The sequence below is a fragment of the Acinetobacter sp. Res13-Abat-PEC15-P4-01 genome, from assembly GCF_015676285.1.
In the GTDB taxonomy this organism is placed as follows: domain Bacteria; phylum Pseudomonadota; class Gammaproteobacteria; order Pseudomonadales; family Moraxellaceae; genus Acinetobacter; species Acinetobacter nematophilus.
The window spans coordinates 173,789-190,465 of record NZ_JADAIN010000020.1 but is presented as its reverse complement, the minus strand read 5'-3'; the positions used below and the strand labels follow the sequence as shown (position 1 = coordinate 190,465).

The 16,677-nt window shown below is 40.4% G+C and carries 5 protein-coding genes; all 5 read right to left on the bottom strand.

What is annotated here, in order from left to right:
* Positions 1-212: 212 nt before the first annotated feature.
* Positions 213-794, bottom strand: coding sequence for a HutD family protein (locus IMO47_RS07925; RefSeq protein WP_196075255.1), 582 nt, complete (start codon positions 792-794; stop codon positions 213-215).
* On the bottom strand, positions 791-1,543 hold the full coding sequence (gene hutC / locus IMO47_RS07920) for a histidine utilization repressor (RefSeq protein WP_196075254.1): 753 nt from the start codon (positions 1,541-1,543) through the stop codon (positions 791-793). Before hutC ends, IMO47_RS07925 begins: the two co-directional genes overlap by 4 nt.
* A gap of 386 nt (positions 1,544-1,929) precedes the next feature.
* On the bottom strand, positions 1,930-3,615 hold the full coding sequence (locus IMO47_RS07915; RefSeq protein ID WP_196075253.1) for a ShlB/FhaC/HecB family hemolysin secretion/activation protein: 1,686 nt from the start codon (positions 3,613-3,615) through the stop codon (positions 1,930-1,932).
* Positions 3,616-3,618: 3 nt separating this feature from the next.
* Positions 3,619-11,244, bottom strand: coding sequence for an MBG domain-containing protein (locus IMO47_RS07910; RefSeq protein WP_196075252.1), 7,626 nt, complete (start codon positions 11,242-11,244; stop codon positions 3,619-3,621).
* A 214-nt stretch (positions 11,245-11,458) separates the two neighbouring features.
* Positions 11,459-16,633, bottom strand: coding sequence for a DUF4011 domain-containing protein (locus tag IMO47_RS07905; RefSeq protein WP_196074740.1), 5,175 nt, complete (start codon positions 16,631-16,633; stop codon positions 11,459-11,461).
* Positions 16,634-16,677: the final 44 nt, after the last annotated feature.

Below are 16,677 nucleotides of genomic sequence, written 5' to 3'. Positions count from 1 at the left end.
AAGCAGTGAATGAAATCACTTTCACTGTCTAGCAATGTACTAACTTGTATATACATCTATATACTACACAAATCTCTAAACTTGAAAAGATGATTTTTAATTTTTTTTGCAAAATTAGATTTAAGCATATGAATTAATTTGAAATTATTTTCAATTAAAAAGAAAACGCATACAACTTTAAGTTGAATGCGTCGAAACAACATCAATGAAATTTAAATTTTTGTGAGTTGAATGAGGCAGGCTTGTATAGAAAATTGTGGATTCAAAATCATCATTTTTGCCAAATTTTCATGTTCGATTTTGAGACAGTTCTGATGCTGCAAATAAAAAATCTTTTCGTCAATCATGATTTCCAATGGTTTTACTGACTGGTTAAAAACAAAAATAAAATCTGAAGAGATGGGAATTTTGAATGTTTCTTGGGTAAAGATCCATTGATATTGTGCTGATATTTTTTTGGGATCATAAATCAGATTAAAATCTCGGATTTGACCTGCCAATAACTCACAGTACACCACACTTTCCCCACTGAACGAAACAGTTTGCAGTGTATGCAAATATTTGAATTCATCATCAATATGCAGTGAAATTCCCTGACCTTCCAATACTGTTAAAAAACGCTGCATCCCGTGGAATTTGGAAAATTCTCCAGCGCTTTTGACATCAGCCATCGAAATACGCCATTCAAAATCGTTCAGGCTTTCTCCTGCACTTCGGGCAATTTCTAGCGTATAACCTTCACCGTTTTTCCATCGCATTTTTTTATAGTGCAATATTTCTAACAGCGCAATCATTGCGTAAATTTACCTTCAAGATAATAGCGACTTCCTGGATAGATTAAGCGGGCACTTGAAATCAACTGTTTATTCGACCATGTTCTACGACGAATCAGCAAACACGGTTCTGTTTTATTGATTTTCAACCACTTGCATTCTTGTGCGGATGCCAAAATCGCCGTAACCACATGCTCACCTTCTGTAACAGGTGCTTTTGACATTAAATACGCATTCGGGGTAATACTTTGGAAGTCTTGTCCAAGATAATCGGGAATCAGAATAGGATCCACCAAACGATCTTCAATTTGCACAGGCACGCCATTTTCATAGTGTACAATGATTGAGTGGAATAACTTTTGCCCTTCACGAATGTGCATCAGACGACTTTGCTCTGCATTGGCTTGTATCTGTTCGAGTACCAAGACTTTCGCATGATGCTTGTGATTTCTTGCAATAATTTCTTCGGCAATGTTATTGACATGAAATAAAGCAGTACGCCCCTGACCTTCAGCAACAAAAGATCCAACACCTTGTATACGTACCAATAGGCCCTCACTGGTGAGTTCACGCAAGGCACGGTTCACAGTCATACGGCTACAGCCGAGCAAATTGACCAATTCACTTTCAGAAGGAATTTTTTTATTGACCGTCCATGTTCCTTCATAAATTTTTTGTGAAATCATTTGTTTCACGCGCAAATACAACGGAACAGGACTATCTTCTTCTAGCGACAAGTCTAAATCGTTGTGCTTTGACACTCTTGACATTGACTAAAACTCATACAAAATATATCAAATCATTGTATATGGTCTCAACCTTGTTTGTATATACAAGCCTATACAAATATGCATAATTAAAAAATCAAATGCTTATTACATTTTCTACAATCTCAACGACCCATTTCTCATCATTCCATTGGGCAGGTCAATTTTCTCTGTTAAAAACAGCGTATAAACGTTTGAGCATATTAAAATGCATCTTCAATTAAAAAATGTTATGCAAAAAGAATATATTATCTTAAATGAAAACTTTAGATAGAATTAATAAAAACAAAGCAGTGGATCCACTGCACACCTTTTTAACACTTTTATCATTTTGAGTATTATAGCCATATCGATCAAAAAAGGAGGCATTCGCCTCCTCCTCTACCGCATTAAAAAGTTTTTCTGATACTCAACCAATACTGTTGATGATCTCGTTCCTTGAGTTGTTCTGGTGTGCTTCCTATTGGAAATGCAACTTCGGCATTGGCTTGGATATTCCATAAACTGCTCCAGTTTAAGCCCAATCCAGCACTGCTGATTTGTACTTGATTGTCGCCTGTGACGCCTGCCCAACGTTGCGCATTTAAGGTTACTTCTGCTGTATCCACAAAAACTTTACCAGTAAGTTGATGTTTGGCATTTGCAAATAAGCTTTGTCGCAGTTCTGCTGTAGCTAAATAGCCGGTCGAACCTGCGAATTGGCTGGATTCATAACCGCGAACATTAAATGGGCCGCCTCCTAAATATTGTTCTGCGCTGTCTAGATTATTAGGACTGTATTGACCATAAATTCCCAAATAGCCTTGTGTACCCTTGCCACCCAGATTTTGTAAACGAGAAAGATTCAGTGTGGCAGTGTAGTAATCTCCTGCTATTTTTGCTGTTTGTTCATCTAAGGCAGCGGCATCATCATTTTTAAATTTAACACGTCCATAACTGGTCGAGGCACCATATTGTGTTAATCCACCACCTAACCAAGAGTCAAATTGCGAACCATCTAGCCGCGCAGTCATCACATCAATATTGCGATGCTTGTAGTATTGGTTCAATTGAATATCATCTTTGAGTTGTTTATGGTCATATTGTAAGCTTAACAACACTTCTGCTGTATTGGTCAGTAATGCAGGCTGGCTGATGAATACACTGCTTTGTGCTGCACTTCCTTCTGCCCCAATACTTTTTAGATCTTTACCCAGTTCGTAATCCAGATAGGAATAGCTTGCACCTGCACGTGTCCCCATTCCTGTAAAGGTAAAGGCGTATCCGACACGTCCGTAGTTCATCCGTTTTCCAACAGTCATCAGATCTAAGCTCAGTTCATCCCCTAAACCAACTAAATTATTGACGGAGACACCGGCGGTACCTCGTACTCGACTGGTGTATTTATTCCCAAAGTTATCTGCACCGATATAACCATTGAGTAGGGATGCATTCTGTACTTCTACATTGAGTTGGCTACTGCCCACTGTGGTTCCTGGACTTAGAACATTTCGGGTGCTCACTCCTTTTAATCGATTGAGCAATTTAAGTTGCTGTTGCATTTGATCGCTGTTGATTCGCTCGCCTTGTTTCAAGGGTGCGACTGTTTGCTCAATAAGCCAATTCTGAGTTCTGCTTTGATTCTCAATCTGAGTTTTATCGTAATACGCTTCAAGAATATTGATTCGTACGATACCTTGACTTAAGTTTTGTTGTGGAAGATAAGCACGACTGTAGCCATAACCATGTTGTTGATAGTAAGTGCTAATCTTTTGTGCAACCTGCCAAAGTTGATTCAATGTCAGTTGCTGGCCTTCGGCATCAGCAACCAGTTGATGGAGTTGTTGGGTGTTAAAACGGCTATTCCCGATAATTTCAATTTTTCGTACAGGAATTTGTACATCTGTTGCCGTAGGAGCTATTGGGTTTGCGGTATTTTCAATCTGTACAGCAGTCTGTGGTTCAAGCGTCTGCCCTTGTTGCTGTTGTTGCAACAGCTGCCCAGCATTCGGGGCAGGTGCTGCATGGTTTGTGTTGCTGAATAGCATGAAACAAGCACTTACAGATGCTGACAATATATGTTGTTGTGATTTCATTGTTTAGTGCTCCCCTGCCAAGATTTGAATGCCTGTGGTGTTCACACCACCTTGGCGTACGTCAAGATTGACGGTATTTAATGCATTTTGTGTTTCAGGCAAATAATGTGGTCGTTTGAATTGAATGGCCTGTAAGTAAGCCGCTGGTGTCAACATATAAATATCTGCTGTAGTTTTCGCAGTCCTATCCACGAGTGTGTAGTTTTGGGCATCTGAACCGCCAAGACTTAAATCTGTAATCAATACATTTTTGCCTTGCCCTGTGGCCGCATTGTCAAATTGACCTATTGCTGTTGCTAAATTCAGATTATCCCCAGCATAGATGCCATTGAATTCAGCATGACTAAGATCTAAATCAGCAATTGTTAATCCATTATAGGTGCGGTTATTTGCGCGAATACCTGTAATATATTGAATCGTAGCTTGACTAATATCAGCTGTAGTTTGTGCAGTGTTATTCACTAACTCGTAGTTATGTGCATCTGCACCACTTAGGCTAATTCCTTGAATGTTTACTTGTTTGGCATTACCTACATTTTTATCACTGAATTGTCCTTTTGCTAATTCGACTTTCAGTTCATCACCTGCGATTTGACCTGTAAATTGCGCTGCTGCTGTATTCAACGTTACTTGTGTACTGGCATCATAAACACGATTATTTGCTGTAATTCCTGTAACTTGGTTAATTTTGGCTTTGGCAATATCCAATGCGCCATCGACAAAGGTTAGATCGTAGTTTTTATCAACGCCATTGGCTTTATTCGCATAACTGCCTGCATCTTTAGCCGTTACAGAGGCTGTAACACCTGAAAGTACAGATTCAGTTTCACCATTGACTAAACCTATTGCGCTAAAGCCCGATACTGTTTGGTTTTTGCCGTTATAAGTCGTATTTAAACTATTCGCTGTCACAGTCGCTTTGGCTTTGGCAATATCTAAAGCCCCATCGACAAAGGTCAGGTCATAGTTCTGATCAATACCACTGGCTTTATTCGCATAACTACCTGCATCTTTAGCCGTTACAGAGGCTGTGACACCTGAAAGTACAGATTCAGTTTCACCATTGACTAAACCAGTGGCGCTAAAGCCCGATACTGTTTGGTTTTTGCCGTTATAAGTCGTATTTAAACTATTCGCTGTCACAGTCGCTTTGGCTTTGGCAATATCTAAAGCCCCATCGACAAAGGTCAGATCATAGTTCTGATCAATACCACTGGCTTTATTCGCATAACTACCTGCATCTTTAGCCGTTACAGCGGCTGTGACACCTGTCAATACCGAGCTATCTTCGCCATTCACCAAACCTGTTGCAGTAAAGCCCGATACTGTTTGGTTTTTACCATTATAGGTCGTATTTAAACTATTCGCTGTCACAGTCGCTTTGGCTTTGGCAATATCTAAAGCCCCATCGACAAAGGTCAGATCATAGTTCTGATCAATACCACTGGCTTTATTCGCATAACTACCTGCATCTTTAGCCGTTACAGAGGCTGTGACACCTGAAAGTACAGATTCAGTTTCGCCATTAACTAAACCTGTTGCAGTAAAGCCTGATGCAGTCTGGTTTTGCCCGTTATAAACAGTTGATACGCTATTCGCCGTTACAGTCGCTCTAGCTTTGGCAATATCCAATGCACCATCGACAAAGGTTAGATCGTAGTTTTTATCAACGCCATTGGCTTTATTCGCATAACTGCCTGCATCTTTAGCCGTTACGGATGCTGTGACACCTGTCAATACCGAGCTATCTTCGCCATTGACCAAACCTGTTGTGCTAAAGCCAGTAGCTGTTTGATTTTGTCCATTATAAACAGTTGATACGCTATTCGCCGTTACAGTCGCTTTGGCTTTGGCAATATCCAATGTGCCATCGACAAAGGTTAGATCGTAGTTTTTATCAATGCCATTGGCTTTGTTCGTATAACTACCTGCATCTTTAGCCGTTACAGAGGCTGTTACACCTGATAAGACTGATTCAGTTTCACCATTGACTAAACCAGTGGCGCTAAAGCCCGATACTGTTTGATTTTGTCCATTATAAACAGTTGATACACTATTCGCTGTCACAGTCGCTTTGGCTTTGGCAATATCCAATGTGCCATCGACAAAGGTTAGATCGTAGTTTTTATCAATGCCATTGGCTTTGTTCGTATAACTACCTGCATCTTTAGCGGTTACAGAGGCTGTGACACCTGTCAATACCGAGCTATCTTCGCCATTGACTAAACCTGTTGCACTAAAGCCTGATGCAGTCTGGTTTTGTCCGTTATAGGTCGTATTTAAACTATTTGCCGTTACAGTCGCTTTGGCTTTGGCAATATCCAATGCGCCATCGACAAAGGTCAGATCATAGTTCTGATCAACGCCATTGGCTTTGTTCGTATAACTGCCTGCATCTTTAGCCGTTACAGAGGCTGTTACACCTGATAAGACTGATTCAGTTTCACCATTGACCAAACCTGTTGTGCTAAAGCCAGTAGCTGTTTGATTTTGTCCATTATAAACAGTTGATACGCTATTCGCCGTTACAGTCGCTTTGGCTTTGGCAATATCCAATGCGCCATCGACAAAGGTCAGATCATAGTTCTGATCAACACCATTGGCTTTGTTCGTATAACTACCTGCATCTTTAGCCGTTACGGATGCTGTGACACCTGTCAATACCGAGCTATCTTCGCCATTCACCAAACCTGTTGCAGTAAAGCCCGATACTGTTTGGTTTTTACCATTATAGGTCGTATTTAAACTATTCGCTGTCACAGTCGCTTTGGCTTTGGCAATATCCAATGATCCATCGACAAAGGTTAGATCGTAGTTTTTATCAACACCATTGGCTTTGTTCGTGTAACTACCTGCATCTTTAGCCATTACAGAGGCTGTTACACCTGATAAGACTGATTCAGTTTCGCCATTAACTAAACCTGTTGCACTAAAGCCTGATGCAGTCTGGTTTTGCCCGTTATAAACAGTTGATACGCTATTCGCCGTTACAGTCGCTTTAGCTTTGGCAATATCCAATGCGCCATCGACAAAGGTTAGATCGTAGTTTTTATCAACGCCATTGGCTTTATTCGCATAACTACCTGCATCTTTAGCCGTTACAGAGGCTGTGACACCTGTCAATACCGAACTATTTTCGCCATTCACCAAACCAGAGGCGCTAAAGCCTGATGCTGTTTGATTTTGTCCATTATAAACAGTTGATACACTATTCGCTGTTACAGTCGCTTTGGCTTTGGCGATATTCAATGATCCATCAATAAAAGTCAGATCATAGTTCTGATCAACGCCATTGGCTTTATTCGCATAACTGCCTGCATCTTTAGCCGTTACAGAGGCTGTTACACCTGATAAGACTGATTCAGTTTCGCCATTAACTAAGCCTGTTGCAGTAAAGCCTGATGCTGTTTGGTTTTTGCCGTTATAGGTCGTATTTAAACTATTCGCTGTTACAGTCGCTTTGGCTTTGGCGATATCCAATGTGCCATCGACAAAGGTCAGATCATAGTTCTGATCAACGCCATTGGCTTTATTCGCATAACTGCCTGCATCTTTAGCCGTTACAGAGGCTGTTACACCTGATAAGACTGATTCAGTTTCACCATTAACTAAGCCTGTTGCAGTAAAGCCTGATGCTGTTTGATTTTTGCCGTTATAGGTCGTATTTAAACTATTCGCTGTCACAGTCGCTTTGGCTTTGGCAATATCCAATGTGCCATCGACAAAGGTCAGATCATAGTTTTTATCAACGCCATTGGCTTTATTCGCATAACTGCCTGCATTTTTAGCCGTTACAGAGGCTGTTACACCTGTCAATACCGAGCTATCTTCGCCATTCACCAAACCTGTTGCAGTAAAGCCTGATGCTGTTTGATTTTTGCCGTTATAAGTCGTATTTAAACTATTCGCTGTCACAGTCGCTTTGGCTTTGGTAATATCCAATGTGCCATCGACAAAGGTCAGGTCATAGTTTTTATCAACGCCATTGGCTTTATTCGCATAACTGCCTGCATCTTTAGCCGTTACGGATGCTGTGACACCTGAAAGTACAGATTCAGTTTCACCATTGACTAAACCTGTTGCGCTAAAGCCTAATGCTGTTTGGTTTTTACCGTTATAGGTCGTATTTAAACTATTCGCAGTCACAGTCGCTTTGGCTTTGGCAATATCCAATGCCCCATCGACAAAGGTCAGGTCATAGTTCTGATCAATACCACTGGCTTTATTCGCATAACTGCCTGCATCTTTAGCCGTTACAGAGGCTGTTACACCTGATAAGACTGATTCAGTTTCGCCATTGACCAAACCTGTTGCAGTAAAGCCTGATGCAGTCTGGTTTTGTCCGTTATAGGTCGTATTTAAACTATTGGCCTTTACAATGGCTTGTGCTTTGTGAATTGTGGCACTTAAACCTATAGGCTGACTAAAAATATAATTTCCAGCATCCACACCTGTTAAGTTATAGCCTGTTACGATCACAGACCTGGTTCCTGCATTCTTATCTGTAAATGTTCCTATACCACTACCAGTCAATCCAACAGAATCTCCTGCAATTGGATTGATTGAAGCAGTGCCGTTTATGGTTGCATTGGACAAACCATCATAGGTTTTATCTGCAACACTTATTCCATTGATGGTTAAAATTGCAGGCGTTATATTAGCTTTAAGATTTGTAGGCTGTAGCAATGTGTAATTTAAAGCATCTGTTCCTGACAACGTAAAACCTGAAACAGTGACATTTTTATCATTGCCGACATTTTTGTCAGTAAATAATCCAATTCCAGTTCCAGACAACGAAATAGAATCACCCGATATTCCACCTACAATACTTGCATTTCCTGTTAATGATGCAGATTTTGATGCGTTATAAACTTTGTTTACTGCACTTAAGCCACCAATATTTAAACTCTTTGTTGTTATTGTCAGTGTTCCTGATCCACCATTGTCTTTATATATAACATCATCACCAAATTGTGTTGTATTTGCCCCTGTAGGAACGCCACTGATCAAGATTGAACCATCATTTAAACTATAAACACCTGCATTTTTACCGGCTGTTTTATAATTTACTCCTGAAGCTAGCGTTCCTGAAGCAATCACTCCATCATAAGTTTTATCAGTAAAATTAGCGACGATTTCTGTGACCAAAGGTTTTAGAAAATGACGTAGTAAAGGGGCAGATGTACCTTCATAAATACGCCAAATTTTACCAGTGCCTCCGGCATCATCAATATCCCAATCTGCAAAAGTCGCAATTTGTTGAAGTTGTGCTGTCGTCTTACCTACACCACCTGCACTGCTTAATCGACCAGAAGTACTGGTGTTCCAAAAGCTATTTGTAGTTGTACCATTTCCACCACCAACAAGACCACCAATATACTGATTCCCAATGACATTACCTGAAGAATAAGTCTTATCAACATTTCCTCCATTAAAACCAACTAATCCACCAACATATTGATTTCCAATCACTGTGCCTGTAGCATAAGAATTATTGACTGGTCCTGAAGTTCCTCCAACCAATCCACCAACATGATTATTTCCTGTCACTGGACCTGTTGCAAAAGAAGAACTGATTAACCCATCGCTATAACCAACTAGACCGCCAATATAGTTATTATTTGAATATTTCCCTTTTACAGTCACATTGGCATATGAGTTTAAAATATTGCCATAATTAAAATTCCAACCAACCAATCCACCATACTGTTCAGTATTACCTGTGACCAGCCCTGTGTTGACATAGGCATTATTAATTGTGCCCAGATTAAGCCCAACCAAACCACCAGTTTTTCCATAACCTGAAATACCAATATTGGTCAGCCCAACATTTTGTATCAGTGCATCCTGATGCGTAATCGCAAACAGCCCGATCCCTTGATACATAGATTCAATACTAAGTCCATTAATCACATGACCTAATCCATCAAAACGTCCACGAAAAGCCTGTTGTGATAGATCCATTGGGCTTAAATTTGCATTATAAAAACCAATTGGGTCGAATCCTGTGTAACCATTCCATAGCTCTGTACTGCTGGCATCTATGTCAGCACCCAACACATAATTACCACTCAGGTTACCATTAATGCCTTGTAAATCTTGACTTGTAGTTGAACCTTGTGCACCCAAAGCCGTAATGACTTGATAGTTAATGGTGGTTGCTGTTCCTTTTTGGGTACTAAAGTTCTGACCTGCCTTTAAGTTTATTTTTGCACCATTGTTAATATAATAATTTGCGCTGGTATTGGCTGTATTTTGCCCATAAATCAAATTAAGTTTGCCACTATTATTGGTCGCTGTAATGTTGGCATTAATATTAATGTTATTTTGTGCATTTAAAGTCAGGCTAGTTGCACTCCCCCAAGTCACATCAGCATTAACATTGATATCCCCCTTTTGGTTACCCGTAGTGCTGGTTAGTAATACAACATTACTGGTTGCAAGACTGCTTGCTAAAGTGGTTGCACCAATGCCACTACTACTTGCTGATGCATTACCCGAATTAATACTGAAATCTGTGGGGTCGATTAACCAAGTTCCTGTTTTTCCACTGTCGGATCGAGTGGACACAGCCGTAGTTTGATCGATCTTAACATCAGCGGCTGAGGTTTCAATAAATCCACCATCCTGACCATTTTTTCCTTCAGCTTTCAGTACACCACTCACAGTGGTTGTGCCCGTTTGCATATCACCTAGTAGAATAATTTCGCCTTTGGCATTTTGACTTAAACGGTTGGCTTCGATAATGCCTGAATGATTGACAACTGCTTTACTTAAACTGTCTTTGGCTTTTGCAGTTAAATAGACTGCGCCATTATCAGCAAGAATTGCTCCTCCATTGTCCACCAAACCTTTAAGAACCCCTTGATCCACTTGGTACTGGGTCAGTGAACCATCTTGTAAAGCAAGCGTGACTTGACTAGCGGATGTTAAGTGTGTAGTCCCATTCGGTGTGGTAATAGAACCTGTATTTTTAACATTCGGCGCAATTAGCGCTACTGTTCCACCTTGTGAAGTTTGAATAGCGCCATGATTTTCAATACTTGCATGACTATTGGCATCGCCTTTTAAAGTGAATTGACCATTTTGAATATCATGGTCCGTGAGTGCTAACGTTGAAGCAACCAATCCCCCAACATTCACTTGAGCGGTTTTAGAGAAAACCACACCATTCGGATTGAGTAGGAACACCTGACCATTGGCATTTAAACGCCCCATGATTTGCGAAGCATTACTGTCTAATACATGGTTAATTGCGACTGAAGATGCATTATTTTGGTTAAAATTGACTGTCGCATTTTGACCAATGTTAAAGCTGTTCCAATTGGTGCTCAGTGTTTGACTGCTTTGATTAATGTTCAAAGTATGCCCATTTTGAGAAATCGTTGCCGCACCCGAATTAATTTGAGCGCCTGTCGGTAACTCGGTATTTGAAATCGCCGCCAGTACAGATAAAGGCAACAGTGCCAATCCAAATATAAGCAGAGCTGATACTTTTTCAACAATCCCCATTGTCTTATTCTGATCAATGACTGTGCTTTGTGAAGGACGGTGATTCTTGGCAAGTTCTGAAACGGCTTGCCAACAACCAAGCTGCGCATTCCAGATAACTTTGTAAATTTTATTCATGATATGCCCAAATGTAATAGATTAAATATTAATCATCTAAACATAACTTTACATAACTAGATATACCTGAAATTAGTGATTTTTAAAGATTTTTTAATTATATCTACATGGTTTATTTAAATAATTTTACACAAAATGAGACTTATTTTACTGTAAAATTACAATGCATAAATTAAGTCTCATTTTTATAAAAACTACACTAAAAATGTTTATTCTATGAAGGTAGCTTATTTAAATTTACGAGCTCATTTAATTGATTCTGTAATTTTTCTAGATTTGCTTCTGGATCAAGCCACCATTCCACTGTCCACAATTGAATCACGCTCCAACCGAGTCCGGTTAATACAGAAGGACGCAATTGATCTCGATCTCGTGCAGTTGCAGCTTTGGCATAATCATCTCCATCCACCAAAATACCTGTTAAATACTGCCCAGCAACATAAGGATTTTGGATGGCAATATCAATACGGCTATCTCCGCTGCCTACGGCCAAGTCAACTTTCCAACCCAAATGTTCTAATTGTGCTTGCACATACAGCATTAGGTCATCTTTAGCCTTTTGATTTTCAAACGTTTGTGAGTAATATGCCATCTGCCCGGTTTGCGCAAAATTTAAGAAATCCTTTAAATCACGCACTCCCTCACTGCTGGTTCGAGACAAATCAATCTGGTCTGGACGGAGTGTTGAGAAAACATGTAGACCTTGACGCGCACGTGTAATCGCAACATTTAAACGGCGCTGTCCACCCTGACGATTCAAGGCACCAAAATTCATCAGTAATTTGCCCTGCTGATCGGGTGCATAAGTGATGGAAAAGATAATAATATCTCGTTCATCACCTTGTACATTTTCCAAATTTTTAACAAACAATGGCTCAAAGCCCTCTCGGCTAAGTTGTTCTAATTCAGGATGTTGTGCCAATTCATTATCAAGCAAATCTTCAATCAGTTTTTGCTGAGTAATATTGAATGTCACCACACCGATGGTTTGTTTAGCTTCTGCGTTGAGTTGATCCGTTAAATGTTGCAGAATAAACCGTACTATTGCCTGAGCCTCTGCTTTGTTGGTTCGAGTGTCCCCCTTGTCATATACACCTTCAACAGCGTGCAATTGAATTGCCCTGTCTTTTGCTACAGGTGCAGGAAATGTCAACAGCTCACCTTTATAATATTTTTGATTACTAAACTGAATGAGGCTTTCATAACGACTACGATAGTGCCAATTCAAGACCAGTTCTGGTAATTGTGCAGCTAAACATTCATCCAGAATGCTTTCCAAATCTTCAGTGACATCTTCATCAACCTCTTCGCTATCTCCTTTTCCAAAGAAACTGGTGGGCGGCATTTGTTTATTGTCACCAACAACAATGGATTGCTCTCCTCGTGCAAGTGCACCAATTGCATCCCAGACAGGAATTTGTGACGCTTCATCAAAAATCACGACATCAAACCTAGATTCAGGATCGAGATATTGAGCAACTGACAATGGGCTCATTAACATACACGGCTTAAGCCCCCGAATCACATCTGGAATCTGTTTGATCAGTTCACGTACTGGAATATGTCGACGTTTTTTCCCCAACTCTTTGTTGAGTAATGCCCACTGCTTTTTAAACTCATCAGGATTTTCAAAAATTTTATGCCAACGTCGGGTAATTTCCTCACTGGCAAATTGTTGGTGTTCACGATCCTGTTGTGAGAATTTAAGAATTTTTTGTTGATGTAACTCACCATTGAACTGGTTGAGTTCAGGATGCAGACTAAACTGTTGAACAATCCATTGACGGGCAAGATTGATATCAATGAGTCGTGCAACTTGTTCCTGATCTAATTTTACCTCGGTAGTCGAAGATCCCAGATCAGTTGAACAGTGCTGTTGTAAATATAGGACAAAACGAGACAAACCTTGTTGCTGAAGCTGCGTTTTTAAACCTTGCCAATTTAACCAGTGACGCCAGTTGCTGATCACGTTCTGTAAGTTTTGCTGACGTGTGAGTAATGCTGCAAATGCAATCTGTGTATATGATCTTGAATTTTCCGTCTGGATCTGCTGATCTGGTAATAGCAGTGCGTAGCATCGCTGTAATTCTTCAATAGATTGTTCGGCTTCAAAGTACTGCTGTTGACTTGCAAAGTCCAATGCTTGTAATAACACTGCTGGGCTGGAAATACGATCTGCAAGTTGGCTGTTCAACTGGGTCCAAGCCTGCAGCATGTTTTCAAACTGTGTCCAATCTGTTTTTTCACCTTGCCAATAGGTTTGCAGTTTGGCACTTAAACTATTTTCAATCGCTTTAAACTGTTGCTGATGAGTTTGGATATTCATCAGCAATGGCAGATCATTCTCCACCACCATGGCAGAAGGTCGCTGTTTCTCGGTGTGATAGCTACGCATCAAGTTTCTTAACTGATACTTGCCAAACCAAGACCACGGCCAAAACTTGGCAGAAGCTTCGCGCCACTTAAACTCAATCTGTTTTAATTCCGCTTGATAAATGGAAAAATCATATTTAAAGATCAAACGCGTCTGACTTTGAACAATCTCTGTGCTGACCGCTTTGGCTTCGGAAATCTGACGTATGTCTAGACCATCAATAATTTTTAGCAGCTTCAAATCATATTGTTGACTAAATGCAAATATTTTCTGGAAGACGGCTAAGTCAGCTTGAATCTGTTGTAGATTTTCTGCTTGTTTAAATTGACAAATATTTTGCCAAGCATGTAGCGAACGATGTATTTGAGGAATTAATTCGGCAATACGTTGTTGGTTGTGCTGATACTGATCTTGCCACATCAGATTCCAGAAATTCGGAGAACTTCCTTCGGCAAATCCATTCAGGCAATCCCGTACGCTGCTCGAAATTTGTTGATACTGCAGCCAGGCTTTGACGGCCAAATCTTTCAGCTGCGAACGTGCTTGATGGCTCAATTGTTGAATATTGAGATCAAAACGCAATGTTTCGGTCTCTCTATGCAACAACTCCTCACTCATGGCATCGAATAAACTCCATCCTATTGAATGTTGTTGATGCAACACCCGCACATGCTGATTAAGTACATCACGGCTTTCTACCAGATGTTGTGAAAGTAACTGCCATTCTTGTTGGGTTTCTTTTTGGGCAATTGCATAAGGATTATTGTTATTTTCTGCACGTTCACGGAGCTGATCAAGCACTTCTATTTTTTGTGCTTTGGCAGAATGGAGCTGTAGACAGAGATGCTCCAATCCAATTTGATTCAGTCGGCGATACACCACATCCAATGCAGCCATTTTTTCAGAGACAAAAAGTACGGATTTACCATCTGCCAAACATTGCGCCACCATATTGGTAATGGTTTGTGACTTTCCTGTTCCCGGTGGTCCAGAAAGCACAAATGTCCGCCCTAAAGCTGCGGACATCACGGCTGCAAGCTGTGAAGAATCAGAAGATAATGGGGTAAACAGCTGTTTGGGTTGGTATTTTTGATCGAGTTCAGCGGGATGCGGAAAAGCCTCTTGCTTTTTAAACGGCTCGCGTGGCGTTTCAATCAAATGATGAACCACAGCCTGTTCTTTTAATTGCTGTATACGTAAAGACAGATCTCGCCACATTAAGTATTTTGAAAATGAAAACTGACCAATCGCGGCTTCAACAGTCACCTCCCATCCTCGCATATGGACTACGGCTCGGCGTACAATTTGCAAGACAGCATTGACATCTATCCCCGATCCATCAGTTGGTAGCGGGTCCAAACCACTGACCTCAATTTCAAAATCCTGTCTCAATAATTGCAACAGTGTTGAATTGAATCGTGGCTCGTCATCATACATCCACAAGCGATAACCAGATTTTGCCGACTCTCGTGTCATCCGCACGGGAATTAACAAAAGCGGCGCTTTAAATGTTCTCTGGGCTTTCTCTGATTCTTTCCACTCCAGAAAACCAACTGCCAAGAATAAAGTATTTGCCCCACCTTCTTCCAACGCTGTGCGTGAGGCGCGATAAACTTCCACCAAACGTTTATTTAAGGTCTCGCTGTCTAAGCCACTAAATAACAACTGGCGCTGTAGATTTTCATCAATATAGTTTTGAACATGTTGGGCTTCATTTTCACGAGTGACATCTTTAAGAGAGATATAATCCACACTTTGAAAGAAAAAGCCCTTATTCTCAGCCAAAGCATCTTCTAAAGCGGCTAAAGTTTTCTCAGAACACTGCAAGGGAATACTTAAACGGTTATCTTTAAAATTTAATAACTTATTTCTTAAACTTAAATCCAGCAAACGTCTTAACCAGCGCTGTACACGCGTTGCAACGTTTACATTTGCATCCATCACCGCATATTCAGGTAAAGATGCTGCTGTCCATGTCATCTCATCTGCATCTAAATTTTGTGCGACATCAAGCTGTGTTGAAATAGGACGTACACCACGTAAACGACTTTGACGAATATCAATGGCTACATAAAACGGTTCAATTTTTTCAGCATCGCGCAAGTACTCTTGTGCTGAAGTTATGGCTTGCTGCAGACTTGCCCGAGAGCTTAACAAGGTGGTTTCGATAAAAGTAATGCCACCAAGTTCCATATACTTACGTAAAGCCTGAAGATCATCAATTAAAACATCAGCAACTGGAGTTTCATGCAACCATACACCGATAAAACTGTGACCTTGGACAATCACCACCATTGGATCAAGTCCAATTTGCTCAAGCAAAGAACTCATCAACATGGTGCTATCCAAACAACATGCCATTTTGTCTTCTAAAATCTGTTTGGCAAAACGGATACGCTGTCCATGTTGGATATAACTTGCAGGATTAACGATATAGTGTAAATCCTGTTCACACAATGCCTGCCAAATTGCATGTACCTGATTGAAAACTTGTTTAGGGCTTTTATCCATATAGCCATTCAGGCGACCTAGATTCTTCTGTACCAAGCATTCACTGGCACGTTGAAGCACAGGTGCTAAAGAAACCGCATTCGGTTGTGAAAAACAGGCTAAAAGTTCAAGCGGCTGTTTTTCTCCACCCCATGTATCTACTGTCAGCACTTCAATATCTTGTTGTTTTTCAGCCAACAGCTGTCCCTCTGGGTCCAACCATTTTAAATTTAGATAGCCTTTTATATTTTCAGTCAGGTGGAGCAGAAAATTGAGATCAAAATTGAGTTTGGGATTATTGAGGTAGATGCTTTGCTCAATATCGCTTTTACCGATTCGAATCTCAGTAGGTTGGATAAATACAGGATGAGATTCAATGACAAGCTTACTTTCAGAAAGTGGCTTACTCCCAGTCAAGGATATATGACGGATCAAAGGAATCGCGTTTTGCTGAAAAGTAAAATTTAAGCTTGAAGATGCATCGAGAGAAATTTGAAATTGATTGTGTTCCACAACATCTGGCATGAAAATTGTAATCCTGGATTTTTTTGATTATGAACTTAGTCGCT

Excerpts from the sequence above, each read along its gene's own strand:
- IMO47_RS07925 (WP_196075255.1), bottom strand. The coding sequence starts at position 794 with ATGATTGCGCTGTTAGAAATATTGCACTATAAAAAAATGCGATGGAAA.
- IMO47_RS07910 (WP_196075252.1), bottom strand. The coding sequence starts at position 11,244 with ATGAATAAAATTTACAAAGTTATCTGGAATGCGCAGCTTGGTTGTTGG.
- IMO47_RS07905 (WP_196074740.1), bottom strand. The coding sequence starts at position 16,633 with ATGCCAGATGTTGTGGAACACAATCAATTTCAAATTTCTCTCGATGCA.
- IMO47_RS07915 (WP_196075253.1), bottom strand. The coding sequence starts at position 3,615 with ATGAAATCACAACAACATATATTGTCAGCATCTGTAAGTGCTTGTTTC.
- hutC (WP_196075254.1), bottom strand. The coding sequence starts at position 1,543 with ATGTCAAGAGTGTCAAAGCACAACGATTTAGACTTGTCGCTAGAAGAA.